General features: G+C 36.9%; 21 protein-coding genes. 14 read left to right on the forward strand and 7 right to left on the reverse strand.

Going from position 1 to position 17,601, the window contains the following annotated elements; genetic code table 11:
- Positions 1 to 2 precede the first annotated feature (2 nt).
- Positions 3 to 224 carry a heavy-metal-associated domain-containing protein gene (locus NST46_RS12020; RefSeq protein WP_339229273.1) on the forward strand — a complete coding sequence of 74 codons (222 nt, stop codon included), beginning with the start codon at positions 3 to 5 and terminating at the stop codon, positions 222 to 224.
- Between the two features lie 16 nt (positions 225 to 240).
- The gene (locus NST46_RS12025) at positions 241 to 390 is read left to right on the forward strand and encodes a hypothetical protein (RefSeq protein WP_158586313.1); all 150 of its coding nucleotides are present in this window, start codon (positions 241 to 243) and stop codon (positions 388 to 390) included.
- A gap of 63 nt (positions 391 to 453) precedes the next feature.
- Here the strand turns inward: NST46_RS12025 and NST46_RS12030 are convergent, their stop codons facing one another.
- Positions 454 to 1,230: a formate/nitrite transporter family protein gene (locus tag NST46_RS12030; protein ID WP_095313783.1), complete on the reverse strand. Its 777-nt coding sequence runs from the start codon at positions 1,228 to 1,230 to the stop codon at positions 454 to 456.
- 308 nt (positions 1,231 to 1,538) lie between these two features.
- Between NST46_RS12030 and NST46_RS12035 the strand changes: the two genes are divergently transcribed.
- From NST46_RS12035 to NST46_RS12045, 3 genes are all read left to right on the forward strand, one after another.
- Positions 1,539 to 1,970 (forward strand): MerR family transcriptional regulator, encoded by a 432-nt coding sequence (locus NST46_RS12035; protein ID WP_095313781.1) that lies wholly within the window; start codon positions 1,539 to 1,541, stop codon positions 1,968 to 1,970.
- Entirely contained in the window at positions 1,963 to 2,313 is a 351-nt protein-coding gene (locus tag NST46_RS12040) for a DUF4260 domain-containing protein (RefSeq protein ID WP_095313780.1), read from the forward strand. Before NST46_RS12035 ends, NST46_RS12040 begins: the two co-directional genes overlap by 8 nt.
- A gap of 63 nt (positions 2,314 to 2,376) precedes the next feature.
- Positions 2,377 to 2,580, forward strand: a complete 204-nt coding sequence (locus NST46_RS12045; protein WP_341137269.1) for a hypothetical protein — start codon at positions 2,377 to 2,379, stop codon at positions 2,578 to 2,580.
- 43 nt (positions 2,581 to 2,623) lie between these two features.
- On the opposite strand, the gene NST46_RS12050 is transcribed toward NST46_RS12045, so the two are convergent.
- Positions 2,624 to 3,772, reverse strand: a complete 1,149-nt coding sequence (locus NST46_RS12050; protein WP_251659644.1) for an NADH-dependent flavin oxidoreductase — start codon at positions 3,770 to 3,772, stop codon at positions 2,624 to 2,626.
- 21 nt (positions 3,773 to 3,793) lie between these two features.
- Complete coding sequence (locus NST46_RS12055) at positions 3,794 to 4,549, reverse strand: IclR family transcriptional regulator (RefSeq protein ID WP_303447669.1); 756 nt, start codon at positions 4,547 to 4,549, stop codon at positions 3,794 to 3,796.
- 154 nt (positions 4,550 to 4,703) lie between these two features.
- Between NST46_RS12055 and NST46_RS12060 the strand changes: the two genes are divergently transcribed.
- Entirely contained in the window at positions 4,704 to 5,648 is a 945-nt protein-coding gene (locus tag NST46_RS12060; protein WP_095313776.1) for an aldo/keto reductase, read from the forward strand.
- A gap of 38 nt (positions 5,649 to 5,686) precedes the next feature.
- Here NST46_RS12060 and NST46_RS12065 read toward each other — a convergent pair whose 3' ends face one another.
- Positions 5,687 to 6,925 carry an IS256 family transposase gene (locus tag NST46_RS12065; RefSeq protein ID WP_251661683.1) on the reverse strand — a complete coding sequence of 413 codons (1,239 nt, stop codon included), beginning with the start codon at positions 6,923 to 6,925 and terminating at the stop codon, positions 5,687 to 5,689.
- 189 nt (positions 6,926 to 7,114) lie between these two features.
- Positions 7,115 to 7,438, reverse strand: coding sequence for a winged helix-turn-helix transcriptional regulator (locus NST46_RS12070; protein WP_095313774.1), 324 nt, complete (start codon positions 7,436 to 7,438; stop codon positions 7,115 to 7,117).
- 238 nt (positions 7,439 to 7,676) lie between these two features.
- On the opposite strand from NST46_RS12070, the gene NST46_RS12075 reads away from it, so the two are divergent.
- The 6 genes from NST46_RS12075 (at position 7,677) to NST46_RS12100 (ending at position 13,019) form a co-directional block, all read left to right on the forward strand.
- The gene (locus NST46_RS12075) at positions 7,677 to 8,528 is read left to right on the forward strand and encodes a VOC family protein (protein WP_341137270.1); all 852 of its coding nucleotides are present in this window, start codon (positions 7,677 to 7,679) and stop codon (positions 8,526 to 8,528) included.
- A gap of 15 nt (positions 8,529 to 8,543) precedes the next feature.
- Positions 8,544 to 9,611, forward strand: a complete 1,068-nt coding sequence (locus NST46_RS12080) for an LLM class flavin-dependent oxidoreductase (protein ID WP_341137271.1) — start codon at positions 8,544 to 8,546, stop codon at positions 9,609 to 9,611.
- Between the two features lie 57 nt (positions 9,612 to 9,668).
- Positions 9,669 to 10,301 (forward strand): NAD(P)-dependent oxidoreductase, encoded by a 633-nt coding sequence (locus NST46_RS12085; RefSeq protein WP_341137272.1) that lies wholly within the window; start codon positions 9,669 to 9,671, stop codon positions 10,299 to 10,301.
- A gap of 327 nt (positions 10,302 to 10,628) precedes the next feature.
- On the forward strand, positions 10,629 to 11,075 hold the full coding sequence (locus tag NST46_RS12090; protein WP_341137273.1) for a hypothetical protein: 447 nt from the start codon (positions 10,629 to 10,631) through the stop codon (positions 11,073 to 11,075).
- 155 nt (positions 11,076 to 11,230) lie between these two features.
- Positions 11,231 to 12,184, forward strand: coding sequence for a WD40/YVTN/BNR-like repeat-containing protein (locus tag NST46_RS12095; protein WP_341137274.1), 954 nt, complete (start codon positions 11,231 to 11,233; stop codon positions 12,182 to 12,184).
- Positions 12,165 to 13,019 (forward strand): hypothetical protein, encoded by an 855-nt coding sequence (locus NST46_RS12100; RefSeq protein WP_340003044.1) that lies wholly within the window; start codon positions 12,165 to 12,167, stop codon positions 13,017 to 13,019. Before NST46_RS12095 ends, NST46_RS12100 begins: the two co-directional genes overlap by 20 nt.
- A gap of 452 nt (positions 13,020 to 13,471) precedes the next feature.
- Here the strand turns inward: NST46_RS12100 and NST46_RS12105 are convergent, their stop codons facing one another.
- A complete protein-coding gene (locus NST46_RS12105; RefSeq protein ID WP_240033872.1) occupies positions 13,472 to 14,491 on the reverse strand; it encodes a YheC/YheD family protein in 1,020 nt (339 codons plus the stop codon).
- 488 nt (positions 14,492 to 14,979) lie between these two features.
- Between NST46_RS12105 and NST46_RS12110 the strand changes: the two genes are divergently transcribed.
- Positions 14,980 to 15,189 carry a DUF2187 family protein gene (locus NST46_RS12110; RefSeq protein ID WP_095313761.1) on the forward strand — a complete coding sequence of 70 codons (210 nt, stop codon included), beginning with the start codon at positions 14,980 to 14,982 and terminating at the stop codon, positions 15,187 to 15,189.
- 90 nt (positions 15,190 to 15,279) lie between these two features.
- On the opposite strand, the gene NST46_RS12115 is transcribed toward NST46_RS12110, so the two are convergent.
- On the reverse strand, positions 15,280 to 16,191 hold the full coding sequence (locus NST46_RS12115; RefSeq protein WP_095313759.1) for a LysR family transcriptional regulator: 912 nt from the start codon (positions 16,189 to 16,191) through the stop codon (positions 15,280 to 15,282).
- 115 nt (positions 16,192 to 16,306) lie between these two features.
- Here NST46_RS12115 and NST46_RS12120 point away from each other — a divergent pair, with 115 nt between their 5' ends.
- Positions 16,307 to 17,497: a coenzyme F420-0:L-glutamate ligase gene (locus tag NST46_RS12120; protein ID WP_341137275.1), complete on the forward strand. Its 1,191-nt coding sequence runs from the start codon at positions 16,307 to 16,309 to the stop codon at positions 17,495 to 17,497.
- The last annotated feature ends 104 nt before the right edge of the window (positions 17,498 to 17,601 follow it).

Raw genomic sequence — 17,601 nt, forward strand, 5'->3', positions numbered from 1 at the left:
AAATGATAACACATAAACTTTCTATTCCAGATCTAAAAAAGGAAGATGAAAGGAAAGTAAGCGATGCCTTGCATGACGTGTGGGGAGTTCGCAATATTAAAATTAATACGCAAACCAATGAAGCGATTATTTCTTATGACGAGGATGCAGGATCACTAATGGATTTCGAACAAGCAGTAAAAGACCTAGGTTATGAAGTAAATAAACTGGAGGATGACATGTAAAAGGGAGGTTTTTCATTTGCCTAGAATTTGTGAAGTATGTGGCAGGGAAGAGGAAACCGAAAAAGAACAGCGCCCATATAGAATATTAGACGTTTGTTCGGATTGCGCGGATAACCTTATCCACCCTACTTCGCTGCAAACTGATGAAAACCCAGGTATAGAATAAACCTGGGTTTTTTGATGTTTTAAACAAGCGTTCTCAGATCCCTTTAGTAGTTCTCCTATGTGTTTAAACCTTTTCACGAATATATGCTAAATAATATAATCCACCTACGAAAAAAGCTCCTCCAACAGCATTTCCAAGAAAAACAGCTACGAAATTTATCAAATACTCTCCCCAGGTAAAATACCCGGCAAAGATAGCGGCTGGGATAACAAACATATTTGCAACAACGTGCTGAAACCCGATTGCTACAAAGGCCATAATTGGAAACCAAATACCAAGGATTTTGCCTGTAACATCATCGGCTGCGTAGCAAAGCCATACTGCTAAACAAACCAGCCAATTAGCACCAATACCGGATAGAAACGCAAGCATAAATGGATCCGCTATTTTTGCCTCAGCAATGGCAACGGTCGCTTCTAGATAAGGGCCAGTTTCTGTTAAGCCTAGAAGATGACCAAAGAAATATGCAACAAATATAGAACCAATAAAATTAGTAATAGCCACAATGGTCCAGTTCTTAATTAAGTATGTTGTTTTAATTTTACCTGCAAATCTTGCTGTTGTTACAGCCATCATGTTTCCTGTTAATAGCTCTCCACCGGCCAATAGTACAAAAATAAGACCCACAGGGAAGACAGATGCTCCAATAAATGATCCCATTGATCCCCAAATTTCCACTGGAAGATTACCTGTAACCCGAATATCTAACAAAAAACCAAAAGCGACAAATGCTCCTGCTAAAAATCCCAATATGGATTGAGTTAAAATCGGCAAATTTGCCTTTTTTGCACCGTGTTCAACAGCAAGTCTAGCCGTTTTCTTTGGGGGATTAAATGCCATTTATATCACCTATCCTCTTCTTTTAATAGCAGAGATAATCTTATTATTTTCAAGGCTAGGCTAATCATACATAAGTTAAAACCCCAGAAATTATGATTATTGAACTGAAAGGGAATTTTACAAGCCATAGGCTATATAGTTAAAGCTGAATGGACAAATTGAGCAGTTTAATATAAGAAGTATTTTCAATACGAATCAATAATTGTACAATTGATATTGTTGTGATGGTTTTGTTTCTTCGCTCAGAAATTAACTATTGACCTTGGAGTTTTCTCCAATGTTATTATTTTTATGGGAGGATTGCTGCTATGCAAATTAAAGACTTTGCTGCAAAATACCATATTCAACCGGATACTGTTCGTTACTATGAGAAGGAAAATATTTTAGTTCCGAAAAGGCGGGAAAATGGTTACCGGGAATATGATGTAGCCTGCGAGAAACAGTTACAATTTATTATTGTATTAAAGCAATTAGGTTTTACCATTAAAGAGATTCAACAAGTACTTCTGTTAAGAGATCAACCAATTTCAATCGAATGCAACGTTTCTACCGTCTCGTTATTAGATGAAAAAATGATTAACCTTGAAGAAAAGATTCGGTTCTATCAGCAAGCATTAAAAGTAGTGCATCGAATTAAGGAATTAATCAACGAAGGAAAATACGAAAGAAACAAAGAAGTTATTGAAGAATTATTGTTTGGATTTTTCAATAATATTCAATCGGGGGGATTTAATGACTAATCAGCGAATGGTTCGAATAGAAAATGGAATTGCTTTTGTATTCTCATTTTACATGTATGTTTTGCTGGATTTTCCAATATGGTTATTTTTTGTGCTGTTATTTGTTCCCGATATTACAATGATTGGATATGCATGGAACAATAAAGTAGGTGCAACCGTTTATAACATTGGTCATAGTTTTATATTGCCTTTATTATTTATTTTTTGCTCGGTCATTTTCGCAAAAGATTTCTTGCTTTTATTATCTATCATTTGGTTTGCACATATCTTTATGGATCGATTATTCAGCTATGGATTAAAGTATTCCGATGAATTTAAGCATACACATATACAAGAGATTTAAGGATATTTATGTATATAAAAGACGGAGCTTGGTGAAAAGTATATAATCAAAAGATAAATCTAAATGAAGTCGTTTATGCAAATTGCTCCAGAAAGTTTAGGTCTTTTCTTTCCTTTCTCACAAAGTCATATCACGAAAGAGCTGACAGTTGCAGTTATGCAGATAGGAAAGTTCTATACTTTCCTATCTGCCAAGCAAGGTAAGGAATGTGGGTTATATGCCATGGAACTTCCACTCGAGCACTGCCTGAAAACGTTCATTTTATAAGTTATTTTCATGTTTTCTTATGTCGGCTATACAACATGAAAAATCAATTCAAGCTTTCCTCTGTTTCTTTAACTGGAAACCAACCTTGAACCTCTAAAATTAATTTCCACAATGGTGTTGGGATGACTGCGTTTTGTTGATCATTTTCTGTTAGGTGATGAATAATCGTGTCTTCTTGATCAGCATTTGCTTTCTCAACCCAATGTGGGTCAACGACAATAGCTCGTCCAAGTGCGACAAATTCTGTCTTTCCTTTTTCTAACACACGTGCAGCATCATCCGGTGTATGCACATTGCCGACACCGATTACTGGCACACGCCCGTCAACATATTCAGCAATTAACTCGGTACGGGATTTATCGCTAACAATGCCTCGGCGGGATTTTGCCCATGCATTCGTCGTTGCAATATGCAAATAATCAATGTCTGCCTGAATTAAGTCATCCATTAAAGCAAATGTTTCCTTCATCGTGATTCCTGGTGTTTCTGGCTCTTCCGGTGAAAAACGATAACCGATTAGGAATGGTTTTGTTGCATGTTTTTGGACGACTTGTTTTACTTCTTCGATTAATTTTAATGCGAATAGGTGACGATCCTCAAATTCATCTGTTCTTAAGTTAGAGTGCGGTGAAACGAATTGTTGGAGTAAGTAACCTGTTGCCCCATGCAGCTCAACACCATCAAATCCAGCCTCAATTGCACGGCGTGTTGCCTCACCAAAATCTGTGATAATTTCATAAACTTCTTCTGTTGTTAATGCTCGAGGTGCTTGATCGATACTATAAAATCCGCGATCTCCAAGAGGCGGAACTGCACTAGCACTAACGGTTTCACCATTTGGAGTAAGTCGAGGTACTGCTAAACGGCCTCCATGATAAAGTTGAACAATCCCTTTTGCTCCACCGGCATGGATAACTTCAGCAAGCTTCGTAAGACCATCAATTGTCCCATCGTGATCGATACTCATTTGGCCATCAAAGCCCTTACCATTTTTGGAAATATAGGCACAAGCAGTAATGATTGTACCTATCCCATTTGCGCGTTCTTTATAATAATCAAGCTCTTCTTGTGAAACATAGTCATTGCTATCTGCAGAAAAAGTCGTCATTGGTGCCATCGTCAACCGATTCCGTACATGGACACCATTTTTAAATGTAAAGTCTTGAAATAAGTGCTGAACATTGCTTTTCATGTTATTCCTCCGTTATATAAATTAATGTATATTATCTAAAGCCTCTAATTCTTGTGTGATTGCTTTACTACCGACATTTAGTTTTAAAGCAATTTGTTTGACACTGCTACGTGATAGTTGATCTGTTGGTGCCGCAATAGCTAATGCAGCAATGACTTTCTTATTGCGAAAAACTGGTACAGCAACGCAACGGAGACCAACAGCCCGTTCTTCGTCATCAAAAGCGTATCCATCTTCATGTATCGCCTTTAAATGATAACGAAATAATTGGGAGTCTTGAAACGTATTGACTGTGGCAGGATCCAGTGCCATTTTATCGAGTAGTGGAGTTAATTTAGCATCATCTAAATGTGCTAAAATGACTTTGCCTAAAGCAGATAGATGTAATTTAGAGCGGTTACCCATTTCTTCGTCTGCTGATTGCTGGAAAGGAGCGTGTAATACCTGGGTCATAACTAAGTCGGTACCATCTACTTTTCCTAAATAGGTGCTCATTTGCAGGTTTTCTGCTGCTTGGTAGATGGAACGTAAAGATGTCCAGCCCTTTGAGGAGCGTTTTTCAGATTCATCAAGGAAAACCTTTGGATTAAAGAAATACGATGTTTGAATTTTATAGATATACTTCATTTCTTCTAAGGTCGTTAATAATCGGAATGCTGTAGACTTACTTAAATGAAGCTCCTTCATCACCTCTGCTAAAGTAATTCCCTCATTTTGTTTAACCAGTTCTAATACGAGAAGTCCTTTTCTTAGTGTAGAAACTTGATTTTGTGCCATTTTTATCACCCCGTCTTCTGTAGTATAGGTGTTTGAATAGTTTACTACAAAATAATCATAGTGAGTTTCATTATTTGAAACTTTACCAAGAATATTTGTAGTTTTTACATGTAGAAATTATGCTATAGCTACTCAAATACAAGGAGGGAAAAACATGAATTATACAAAGCTAAAGAAATCAAATTTGGAAATATCGGCGATTGGACTTGGTACAAATGCTGTTGGTGGTCATAATCTATTCCAAAATTTAAATGAACAAGATGGAAAAGATTTAGTAAGGGAAGCACTTAACCTTGGGGTAACATTTATTGATACTGCTGACATTTACGGTCTTGGCCGTTCGGAAGAATTAGTTGGTGAAGCATTAAAAGAATTTAAACGTGATGATTTTGTTATTGCAACAAAGGGAGCACAAAACTTTACGAATTTAGATGATGTGAAAACAGATAATCGTCCTGAATATTTAAGGGAAGCAGTTGAGAAAAGTTTACAAAGGCTGCAATTAGACTATGTAGACTTATATTATTTGCACTTCCCAGATAATAAAACGCCTTTTACCGAATCAATTGGTGAGTTAGCGCGTCTAAAGGAAGAAGGAAAAATTCGGTCGATTGGGGTTTCAAATCTATCTATTGAGCAGTTAAAAGAAGCGAATGCACATGGTGACATTTCTGTCTTGCAATCACCATACAATATGCTGGATCGATCTGCTGAGGAAGCATTATTGCCATACACAAGAGAAAATAATATTTCATTTATTCCATATGGTCCATTAGCATTTGGATTACTAGGCGGAGGATTTACAAAGGAGACTAAATTAGATGCGGGTGATTGGCGCCAGTCTGTTCCATTGTTCCAAGGAGAGCAGTATATTCAAACGCTTGATAAAGTAGATGAATTAAACAAGTTTGCTGTACGTAAGGATACGAACTTGCCTAATTTAGCACTAGCATGGCTGCTTGCTCAGGAAGGCGTAGATGCAGTAATTCCAGGTGGAAAACGCAAAGAGAGAATTCGCGAAAATGTTAAAGCAAGTGACATTCGATTATCGAAAGAAGAGCTACAAGCAATCGATGAAATTTTAAATAAAAACGAGTAAAGATAGGGTTTGTCAAATAAAGTGTGTAAGTTCTAAACTTACTCAAGATATTTTAAAGCCCTCTCTTTTAGATTTCCATGGAGAAGTAGTTGGTTCATAACCATTGCCCAGTTTTGGATATGGCCACCTTCCCATTTGGTTTCGAGTTCTTTGACTCGTAAAAATAATACTTTTAGTAGAGCGTTCTCGTTAGGGAATGCTCCTTTTTTGGTTACTTTTCTGAAGCTGGAATGGATGCTTTCAACTGCGTTGGTGGTGTACATAACTTTACGAATGGCACTTCCATAATCATAAAGCTGCTCGACATGGTGGAAGTTTCTTGTCCAAACATCAATTGCCCCTGGATAAGCAGCCCATTGCTGTTGAAAGGATTCAAAGGCACTTAGGCAAGCCTTGTGGCTTGGCGCACCATAAACTTTCTTTAAGGCTTTGGTGAATGTTTTATAATCCTTGCTGGGAACATATTTGACGGAGTTACGAATCAAATGAACCATGCATCGTTGAACGATTACGTCAGGGAAAATCGCACGTGCTCCTTCTTCCAAACCACTCACACCATCCATGGATATAAAGAAAATGTCTTCGACACCTCTCGCCTTGATTTCATCGAAAATCTGCATCCATTTGTGTTTGCTTTCCGTTTCATTTAACCATAAGCCAAGGATTTCTTTATTCCCTTCCATTGTGTAACCCAGAATCGTATAGACAGCATATTTCTTCGCCTCATATTGATTGCGGATGGTTGTATACATGCAATCTACGAAAACAAATGCATAACAGTCACTTAACGGTCTGGTTTGCCAATCCTCCAGTTCAGGAAGCACTTGATCCGTAATATCGGATATCATTTCATGAGATACTGAAAAACCATAAATATCTTCAATCGTTGATGAAATATCACGCTGCGACATCCCACGTGCATACATGGAGATCACTTTACCCTCAATGGCAGAAACATCCTTCTTACGCTTCGGTATCAGTTCAGAATTAAAGGAACCGTCACGATCACGGGGCATATTAATATCTACTTCTCCTGAAGCTGTTTTGATCGTTTTCTTTCCATACCCATTGCGTCTGTTTTCGGTTTCTTTTTCTCCTTTATCATTCGAATCGTATCCTAAGTGGTTATTCATCTCGCCCTTTAACATTGTTTCAAACATAGGACCAAATATATCTTTGAGTGCATTTTGCATATCTTCAACTGACTCTGGTTGATAGTCTTCAATAATTTTATTTGCCAACTTAACTGATTTCGGGTCTCGCTTTGACTTCGTCATTACATAACCTCCTATCAATTTAATTCCATTCTATCAAAATTAAAAAAATGTGTAAGCAAGAACCGTACGCATTCTTACTTACACAGTTAATATTACACTCCCTAAAGATAAAAAGGGTTGTCCTCCAAAATCAGCCAACATGATTTTGGAGGACAACCCTTCCTCATTATTAAGTGGATTTCCAATCTGTCATATCTCAGATTCGGATTGAAACCAATCTTGTGACCAGCTCTCGATCGTTCGCAATATTGGCTCCATTGAACGCCCTTTTTCTGTTAAAGAGTATTCAATAATCACTGGTGTATCTGGTATAACTTCACGTTTCACGATATCTTGCTTTTCTAAATCCTTTAAACGGTCGGATAATACTTTTCCACTTATGCCGATAGCTGATTGGATTTCACTAAAACGTTGTGTTCCTAGTAATAATTGATAAACTACTAATGCCGTCCACCTTTGACTTAACAGTGAGATGGCTTTTTCAAACTTTGGACAGATTGTTGGTTGTGCCAATTATATTCACCTCGCTTACTTTAAGTATAACATAAAAATTCACCTTGTTATAAAAATAAAATTTATTACTTGACAATATGTAGTTCTAATTATAAACTTGGTTACATAAAGTAATCTAATGAAAAACATTGTAAAAATGAATAAAATACAATGTCTAATTCTAAAAAACTGCTGAAGAATTAGGCTTATTTTAGCAAACAAACTATTTAATTGAATAAAAAAAACGAGGAGGATGATTATGGGGTTCCATACTAAACCAACGACATTCGTTGGCCATGTCAACATAAAGGTAGAAAATTTAGAAAGGTCTTTACAGTACTATCAAGAAATAATTGGTTTCGATATATTAGAACAAACAGCTAATACAGCAAGATTAACAACAGACGGGAAGACGAGCATCTTATCATTAACGCAACCAAAAGATGTTATTCCAAAACAAGGAAGAACGACTGGGTTGTATCATTTTGCCCTGCTATTGCCTGAGAAAAAAGATTTGGCTAATATTGTTGTGCATTTTTCAGAAAAAGGTATTCGTTTTGGTTCCTCAGACCACCTTGTAAGCGAAGCACTTTATTTACATGACCCTGATGGAAACGAAATTGAAATCTATATTGATCGTAATCCATCAGAGTGGAGTTGGACTGATGAAGAAGTTGCAATGGCAGTTGACCCATTGGATTTTGAAAGGTTACTAAAGAATCGTGTACCAGGTGAAACATGGGAAGGACTGCCTGAAGACACACTAATGGGGCATATCCATTTACATGTTTCTGAATTAGAAAAAACAGAGGAATTTTATGTGAAAGGTCTTGGATTTGATGTTGTAAATCGTTATGGAAGACAGGCGCTATTCCTATCAAAAGACAACTATCATCATCATATTGGAGTCAATACATGGAATGGAGTTGGAGCACCGAAGCCAGCTGAAAACAGTGTAGGTATGGAATCCTATACACTTGTTTTACCGAATGAAGAAGCGATTAAGGAAACAGTCGCTAACTTGACAAAAATCGGCGTTTCGGTAACTGAAGAAGCAGGAAGAAGAATGACGTATGATCCGTCCGGAAATCGGATTGAGTTAACGATCTAAGAGGTGGAAGAAGCATTGTCAACATTAAAAGAAAATGGGATTGAAATAGGGATTTACACACTTGCGGATATAGGACCAGATCCCATAACTGGAAAAACAATCAGCATGAAACAGCGAATAGATGAAATTATTAAAGCGGCAAAGCTGGCAGATGAAGCCGGTCTGGATGTATTTGGGATAGGGGAGCATCATCGCTTAGATTATGCGGTTTCCTCACCAGCTGTGGTATTAGCTGCTATTGCTAATGCGACAAATCAGATTCGATTAACGAGCGCTACCAGTGTTATCAGCACACTTGACCCTGTTCGCTTATTTGAAGACTTTGCTACATTGGATTTAATTTCAAATGGACGTGCAGAAATTTTAGCTGGACGAGGAGCTTTTATCGAATCTTTCCCATTGTTTGGTTATGATACAAATGATTATAATGAACTGTTTAGCGAGCATATGGATTTACTTTTAAAGCTCAATGAAAATGAAATCGTTTCGTGGAATGGAAAGTTTCGTTCAGCATTAAAAAATGCGGAAATTTCACCACGTCCTGTACAAAGGAAATTGCCAATCTGGATTGGAGTTGGCGGGACACCGGAAAGTGCTGCTCGTGCAGGGAGACTCGGTGTAGGTATGGCGATCGCGATATTGGGTGGCGATCCAATGCGTTTTAAGCCGTTGGTTGATATCTATCGCAAGGCAGGATTGGAGGCGGGACATTCTCCAGATACATTAACAGTTGGTGTGACAGGGCATACTTACCTTGCTGAAACAACAGAAGAAGCCAGGGATGAGTTTTATCCGTATTACGCCAACTACTGGAATTATGTTAATCGTCAGCGTGGCATGGGAACACGAATGTCTAGAAGTGACTTTGAACAGGTTGCCAGTCCCGAAACAGCATTATTTGTTGGAAGTCCAGAACTGGTTGTTGAGAAAATCCTCAGGCAGCATGAGTTATACGGACACACACGTTTTCTGGCGCAAATCGATATTGGTGGACTGCCGTTTGAAAAAGTACAGAAAAATATAGAGTTACTTGCAACGGAGGTTGTTCCAAGGTTAACGAAAGCGATGAGTCAAGGTAAATAAATTATGTATAGCGTGGTTACGATAAAATTCATTCAACTGAAATTGGAGGAATAAAAAATGAATATTGCAGTTATCGGTGCTAGTGGAAAAGCCGGGAAATTAATTTTAAATGAGGTGATGGATCGTGGACATCAAGTTACGGCTATCGTAAGAGATGCTTCAAAGCTAGCCGTTAAAAATATTACCATCATCGAAAAAAATATTTTTGATCTGAACACAGAAGACCTTCATAAATTTGATGTAATTGTAAATGCATTCGGTGCCCCACTTGGTGAAGAGCAAGCACATGTTGATGCTGGACATCACCTAATCAAGCTACTGCATGAAACAAACGCTAGATTAATCGTTGTCGGAGGAGCTGGGAGTCTTTATGCTGATGAAAACAAAACAATCCGCATAATCGATACGCCAGATTTTCCAGATGTATTTAAACCAACTGCAAATGGGCAGGCACGAAATTTAAAAGAATTACAGGAGACAGATAAATTAGCATGGACGTTTGTCAGCCCTTCCGCTATATTTGATGCAGAAGGAGAGCGAACAGGTTCCTACAAAACAGGAAAAGATGTCTTGCTTCTTAATGAAGCAGGTCAAAGCTATATTAGCTATGCAGATTTTGCTATTGCAATTGTCGATGAAATGGAAGATGCAAAACACGTAAATGAAAGATTTACGGTTGTAAGTGAATAATTGATAAATGATTAAAAAGCTGGAGCCATATGGTTCCAGCTTTTTAATTGCTTAATCAAATAAGTAGTAATTAACTCTTTGTACAGCGGAACGAGCTTTATGCCGTCACCTAAAATTTGAGTAAATTTGTATTGATTTTTACTCGTTTTGTTCAGTGAAAAGGAATACAATATAAATAAGAGTTTCTTTTTCTGATAGAATAATATTGTTACTTGCCCTAAAATATATAAACGATTTTGAATAGATATAACAGAAATACACGAATACGGGGACGGGAAGAAGATCCGGAAACTATAAAGATAAAAATAAAATTCAGGTGGGAGTAAAGTGAGAGAGATTAGCTTAATAAATTGGTTGTTAGAAGTTGATGTAAATCAGACAAAAGAATTATATAGGGAAAATGTAGAGGTTTGCGAATGTTTATACTGCGAAAACTATATGGTTATGTACAAACATTTAGATTCTACTATCATTGACATTTTTAACCTACTGGGAATTCAACCATCCATGCCAAACAATTTATCGGAATTCGGAAAAATGGAAGATGGGCTGCACTTATATATGGGGAATTATCCTATAGTTGGCAGACTAGTAGAGGGCGAATATTGTACAGATTCTTCATGGGATGATACAACTACCACTACAATTAAAAACTTCACATTTGGATTTGGTAAGGGTTCATTTTTATTACAAGATAGTTCGACTCATCCGTTCATACAATTAGAATTTGAAGCTAGAATTCCTTGGGGGTTACACGAAGAACCGGAGGATTGATTTTACGAGGGTATTATTTGCGATAGTAATAATTGAGGGTTCAGAAAACCTTTTTAGTTAAAATAGGAGAATTATTCAATGGACAATTACTGATTTTACTATCGTATATCCTAAAAGACTTTAAAAAAGAGACCTACTATAAAAGGAGTGAACACGTGAAAAATCATCTTTTACTAGGAGCGGGTGTGATGGTGATTGCTCTGGTGATAATGGCAGTAATCTATCATCAGAGTTCAAATCGAGTCTCGCTCTCACAATCAGCTCTGGTAAATAATTCGCAGGAAAACAGCTTAGATGAAATAGAACAAGCGCAACCAGAGCAATTACAACCTGTTACCGTTGACAATGCTGTTACGTATTCTTTACAAAATGATCAGCTTAACCTTCGTTTTAATAATGGCGAGGATTGGGTTGAGGTTCCGGTTGAGAAGGACCAGCTATTTACTGGTGAGTATAATGGGAGCGAGCAGGAGCTAATTGATAATAGCTATGTTCTGACGGAAGAGCGAGTTGGTTTTCTCTATTCGGAAGGAACCGATTGGGAAGCACAACAAATCGTTTTTCTTTTTTCTGTCGATCAGGGTGAAATGTGGGAGAAATCTGTTGTAACTGAACCATTTTCGGTAATGCGTTTTAGAAAAGTAGATTTTTTAAACGATCGTTTTGGGTATGCGATTATCTCTGGTGGTCGAACCATGTCTCAAGAATATTCCGCAGCCTTTCTAACACATGACGGAGGAAAGAGCTGGGAAGAAACAACCTATACAGAAGTGACAAGACTTATTTCGGATGGTGGCTTTGTGGATGAAACTACAGGTTTCCTGTCCTATGGAACGATTAATCCGGTAGAACCGATGCTTTATGTTACTGAGGATGGGGGAAATACGTGGAATCAGGCATCCATTATTATGCCAGAGGAATATCATGAGGTCTTTGTAATCGCAGAAATTCCAGTAAAAGAGGGAGAGCGGCTGAAGATGTTGATAAATCAAGGGCCAACCGGAGATTATGCAGGCGGACTTGTCAAAGGGGAATTTATCTCAACGGATAACGGTCAAACATGGGATTTTTCAAAGGAGGTTCCGCCAGATGAAGCAGAACACGAGTAAATGGAAAAAAGTTATGGGATGGATGTTATTTCTCGTAGCAATTGGCTTTTTCTGTATGCAAATAGGATACCTTGTCCTTCACGAAAGATTCCAAGTAGAGTATGTGGATAATCGGTTATTCTATATCATAAATATCGTTTGTTTGGTTTGTCTAACGTTAGCGATCTTACTGCTTCTTCAATCAACTAGAAAATTTATAATGAGTATCTCCAGCATTTCGGCACTTCTTATTATCGGGCATGTTTTTCTGCTGATTAGCAGCAACAATGAGATTAAAAATATCACAAGCATATCGCCTGATTGGAAGCATGTTCTCTCCATTAAAGAGAATATGGAAAGTGGTGAAGCTATTTATTATCGATCCTATTATGGTATTCTTGCTCGTCCAAAGGAAGTATTGCCAGAACAGACAATAGGTGAATATCAAGTTGAATGGTTAGCGGAAGATGTTGGAGCAGTTACGTATAAAGCAGCAAATAATACAACACAGCAGTTCATTGCTACTTATGGAGATCGTGGAAGTGGCATTTCCTATTATTATGTTGGAGCACAAACACATGGCAACTGGCAAGGCGATAACGTTGAGCTGGTTAGCGGTCCCGAGGGAATTACTGTGACCGAGAATGGAGAAGCAGAAATATTCCAATGGGATGATATACATCAGTTTGGGACACTTGCCATTGTTTTAAAAAAGAATGGTGAAGCAGCATGGACGATCGCATTACATGAAAATTTTCAAGTAGATACAGGAACAATAGAAGCGAACGATGGCAATATTCTTTTATACAAAGCAACTATGGAGAATGCTGAGCCAATCGTATTATCAAGATCCTAATTAGATAGTTATTCTCCTAATGAAATATGAATTACAACAATTGATTAAGCGAGGGGATGACGTAAATATCGTACAAATAATATTGCTTATGTTGTTGCAAAACATGGTGTGGTAGGTATGACAAATGTATCTGCACTAGAAAATGGGGATTAAAATATCAGCGTTAACTCTGTAGCGCCAGAAGCAATTAATACACCTGTTAAGAGGTGCTATAGAGGAAACCGGTCAAACAGAAGAGGAATTTGCGCTTTAGCTTAGTCTTTTAGGGCAATTCGGTCAACCAGTGGAAATTGCACAAGCAAGTCTATAGTTAGCTTCTGATCAGTCTTCTTATGTAACTGGAACCGTTATTCATGCAGATACTGGTTACACATGCCGTTAAATCAATAAAGAGATCCCCGTACCTAGGAAAGGTACGGGGATCACGTTTACTTATAGCTGCAAAAAGTCATTTAAGAATATAACATTTCTTTATCTCGAACAGGCTGATTAGAAATTTTGTTTAAAATGTAATGATAATAATCAGCTTTAATGCTTGCGATTTCACCTGTGCCAAATTCTACACCTGGTGCAGAGTTTACTTCAAATAAGAAAAGCTCTCCCTGCTTATCAATTCCAATGTCAATACCCATGGAAGTAGCTTGCTTCGATAATTTCTCAATTTTATATGGCAGCGTCTTTCCTATCCGTTTAATTGAATCTCGGATTGCTTTCCAGTTCTCCCCGTAGTTTGCTTTTAAGAAGGGTGTTAACGTACTGACACTACCACCCTGCGCTACATTCGAAACGACCTTTTGGTTCGTTCCGATCCTAACGAGGTAAATAGGGACACTCCACTCGCCGTTTCCATTCTTTTCAAGTCGAATTCTGCAATCAAAAGGATCACCAGCTTCTGATTTGGACTCTATATATTTTTGAAACAAATAGATTTTTGGGTTAATCTGGTTCTCAAAAAAATCTTTTAGTTCCGTTAAAGAAATATTTCTTTCCTGATTTTCATAGCTCAGTATATAGCTGTCATCTTTCATAGAAATCAGAAATATACCCTCGCCCTTTTGTCCATTTCGAGGTTTTGCTATAATTTCTTTATGTTCATTTAAGAAGCTATAAAACGCTTCGAAATGTTGAACAGTTTGGGAAGGAATGAGTAAGTGTTTAAATTCTCCATCATCTCCCAACATTTTATATACCTTTTCTTTCGAGCCAAATTTACCATAGCTAGATAGAATGCTTCTTTCCTTTAAAAATTTCATTTCTTCTTTATATTTATAGCAATAGCTGCTTAAATCAATAAATGGAGGGATAGAAATATCTTTATTTACCCACTTGTTATGCTTTAGTATTTTTCCGTGAATAATTTCCTCTTCCATATTAATCTCGGTTGGATGACAATAAATTAAGTCAATACCATAATATTTAGCAGCTTTTGATAGTAGTCTTGCGAATTTTGCTGGTTTTCTACGATTACGCATAAAGCAAATTTCCAACGTCACACACTTCCTCTCTCTTAAGGAAATTCCAGTTTGAAATGAATGATACACTATATACTACCCTAAATTGCAACCATGACAAACAGGTATAAGTTAACAATGTGATGAAAATTATTGCAAGTTAATGATGGATGTTTCAATGGTATAACAGAATAGGAAGAGTTAGGAATGGGAGGAAATATATGGTCAGTAACAAATGGAATTTAGAATTTAAAGCGTTTTTAATAAAAAAATAAATTTAGTAACTTGACAGATGGGATATAACATGATAAACGTGTAGAGGATAATCTTTAATGGCAAGATTATATGGTTGTCGCAATATCGAAACCTAATTATATTAAATAAAGTAGGTTTCAATTAAAATTAAGTGAAGTTACTGTAAATATATTGTAAGATTAGCTTGAGTGTTAAAATAAGGTAAATACAATGCACTGCCGATTAATTTAGTTGGTTTAGAGGAGGAATTGGACATGTCAGAAGAGAATAAAACAGCAAATGTTGATAAGAAGGTAAGCGAAGGGGATAAAATCCAAATCGTAAAAGGTGAACAAAAGGGAAAAACCGGAGAGGTCCTCATGATTCGTGAAAACTCTGTAATCGTTAAAATTGGTGATCATAAAGGAACTGGAGAACCAATTAAAACAGTTGTAAACCATAAAAATTATAAACGGATGAAATAAGTATTGGTTGAAAAATATTCTAATAACTAAAGATTAACTGAAAGTGGATCGTAATAAATACAACGATCCACTTTCAGTTAATGCGCCCGCTTAGAGGGAAAGAGCCCTATTTCCAATTGAATCCCCTTGGATAATTTTTACAAACCTTGTCGAAGCAGGAGAAAGTGGAACACTCTTTAAGAAACAGATTCCAATACTTCTTTTCGGTATCTCTTCTTCTAATTTCACTTCATATAATAAACCGCTATTCAAATAACTAAAGGAAAATTCTCTTGTTACACATGCGATCCCTAAATTTATTTTGGCGAATTCCAATAACAAATTATACGAGCCTAATTCCATTTCAGGAGCGATTGTTATTCCTTTTGATTTCAACTGATTTTCTACATATCTTCTTGAATTAGACTTTGGTTCGAGAAATATTAAAGGGAGCTTTACTAATTCTTTGAAGCTCAAGGGCTTGGATAAAATATATTTAAACTTTTCCCCGCAAACAAAGATGTCATGGGTATCCATACAAGGGATTTGCTCAAATGTTGGATCGTTCAGCGGGAAATTACAAAGAATAATGTCGACTTCTCCTGACTTTAAAGCTGAAGAAAGCTCTAAAGTCGTTCCGTTAACAATATGAAATTTAATTTTAGGATACTTATGACGAAAATCTTCTAAATATGGAAGTAAGAAATGCTGGGAAATTGTATCCCCCACTCCGATCTTTAACTCTCCTGTTGTTAAATTTTTAAATTCTAATATTTTTTCCTCTCCAGCATCAATTAAATTAATTGCGGAATTTGCGTATTCGAATAAAAGCTCGCCTTCAAGTGTCAATGTTACGCCTTTGGGTGTTCTCTTGAAAAGTCGGGTATCCAAATCTCTTTCTAACTGCATAATTGCCTGACTTACAGCTGGCTGTGTCATATAAAGACTTTCAGCTGCCTTCGAGAAACTATTCGTTTTTCCTACTTTGCAAAATATCTTATATAAATCTAATTTGCTAGCCATATAAGTGCTCCTTATATCTGATATTAGTTATATTCATTTTACTTATATCATTAATACCATGTATATTACAAGTAAAGAGATACATAATGACATTAACATTGAAGGAGCGATTCGATTGGAAAGAGTAGTTGGAACTGTAGTTAGAGGTCTTCGCTGTCCGATTATCAATCAAGGTGATCAAATAGAGGAAATCGTTGTTGATAGTGTGTTACATGCTGCAGAAACAGAAAAAATTCAAATTAATGATAAAGATATAGTTGCTTTGACAGAATCAATTGTTGCTCGTGCACAAGGAAACTACGCTACAATTGAAGCCATAGCGAACGATGTCCACGCGAAATTTGGAGATGATACTGTGGGTGTTATCTTCCCAATCCTAAGTAGAAATCGCTTTGCAAATATTCTTCGCGGAATTGCAAAAGGTGCAAAAAAGATTGTGTTAATGCTCAGCTATCCGTCAGATGAGGTTGGGAATCACTTAGTGAGTATTGATATGCTTGATGAAAAAGGAGTTAATCCTTGGACAGATGTTTTAACAGAAAAACAATTCCGTGATTACTTTGGATATTTGAAGCATACATTTACTGGTGTAGATTATATTGAGTATTATAAATCACTTATTGAGGAATTTGGGGTTGAATGTGAGGTTATCTTTTCGAACAATCCGAAGTCAATTCTAGATTATACAAAGAGTGTGCTTGCTTGTGATATTCATACGAGATTCAGAACGAAAAGAATTTTGGAAGCAAATGGTGGGGAGAAGGTTTATAGCCTTAATAATATCCTGGCAGAGCCAATTGATGGCAGTGGATATAATGAGGAATATGGACTGTTGGGTTCAAACAAATCAACAGAAGATAAGGTAAAGCTTTTCCCGCGTAATTGCCAGCCGACAGTGGACAGAATTCAAAGTATGCTGCAAGAGAAAACAGGAAAAAATGTGGAAGTAATGATTTATGGAGACGGAGCATTTAAAGATCCTGTAGGTAAAATTTGGGAACTCGCAGATCCAGTAGTATCTCCTGCTTTTACAGCTGGACTTGAGGGAACACCGAATGAAGTAAAATTAAAATATCTTGCAGATAATAATTTTTCCGATTTGAAAGGCGAGGAACTGCAGCAAGCAATCTCAAAATTTATTAATGAAAAAGATGAGGATCTTGTTGGAGCGATGGAAGCACAAGGGACAACTCCGAGAAAGCTTACGGACTTAATTGGTTCTCTTGCTGACTTGACTTCAGGAAGTGGCGACAAAGGTACGCCGATTGTCTTTATCCAAGGATATTTTGATAATTATACGAAATAGGGATTTTAGTAAGCAATGCTGGTTATTTTCTGGCATTGCTTGTTTTAGTTTGAACATCATTTAAAGTAGATTCGCGGAACTTTTATAATACAATTCGGGGAAGG

The organism is Oceanobacillus sp. FSL W7-1309 (assembly GCF_038002145.1).
In the GTDB taxonomy this organism is placed as follows: Bacteria; Bacillota; Bacilli; order Bacillales; family Amphibacillaceae; genus Oceanobacillus; species Oceanobacillus profundus.

Coding starts and splice junctions, on each gene's coding strand:
- NST46_RS12060 (WP_095313776.1), top strand. CDS start 4,704: ATGAATTATACAAAGCTAAAGAAATCAAATTTGGAAATATCGGCGATT.
- NST46_RS12040 (WP_095313780.1), top strand. CDS start 1,963: ATGACTAATCAGCGAATGGTTCGAATAGAAAATGGAATTGCTTTTGTA.
- NST46_RS12115 (WP_095313759.1), bottom strand. CDS start 16,191: ATGGCTAGCAAATTAGATTTATATAAGATATTTTGCAAAGTAGGAAAA.
- NST46_RS12065 (WP_251661683.1), bottom strand. CDS start 6,925: ATGACGAAGTCAAAGCGAGACCCGAAATCAGTTAAGTTGGCAAATAAA.
- NST46_RS12035 (WP_095313781.1), top strand. CDS start 1,539: ATGCAAATTAAAGACTTTGCTGCAAAATACCATATTCAACCGGATACT.
- NST46_RS12030 (WP_095313783.1), bottom strand. CDS start 1,230: ATGGCATTTAATCCCCCAAAGAAAACGGCTAGACTTGCTGTTGAACAC.
- NST46_RS12105 (WP_240033872.1), bottom strand. CDS start 14,491: ATGCGTAATCGTAGAAAACCAGCAAAATTCGCAAGACTACTATCAAAA.
- NST46_RS12045 (WP_341137269.1), top strand. CDS start 2,377: ATGAAGTCGTTTATGCAAATTGCTCCAGAAAGTTTAGGTCTTTTCTTT.
- NST46_RS12050 (WP_251659644.1), bottom strand. CDS start 3,772: ATGAAAAGCAATGTTCAGCACTTATTTCAAGACTTTACATTTAAAAAT.
- NST46_RS12110 (WP_095313761.1), top strand. CDS start 14,980: ATGTCAGAAGAGAATAAAACAGCAAATGTTGATAAGAAGGTAAGCGAA.
- NST46_RS12020 (WP_339229273.1), top strand. CDS start 3: ATGATAACACATAAACTTTCTATTCCAGATCTAAAAAAGGAAGATGAA.
- NST46_RS12055 (WP_303447669.1), bottom strand. CDS start 4,549: ATGGCACAAAATCAAGTTTCTACACTAAGAAAAGGACTTCTCGTATTA.
- NST46_RS12085 (WP_341137272.1), top strand. CDS start 9,669: ATGAATATTGCAGTTATCGGTGCTAGTGGAAAAGCCGGGAAATTAATT.
- NST46_RS12075 (WP_341137270.1), top strand. CDS start 7,677: ATGGGGTTCCATACTAAACCAACGACATTCGTTGGCCATGTCAACATA.
- NST46_RS12100 (WP_340003044.1), top strand. CDS start 12,165: ATGAAGCAGAACACGAGTAAATGGAAAAAAGTTATGGGATGGATGTTA.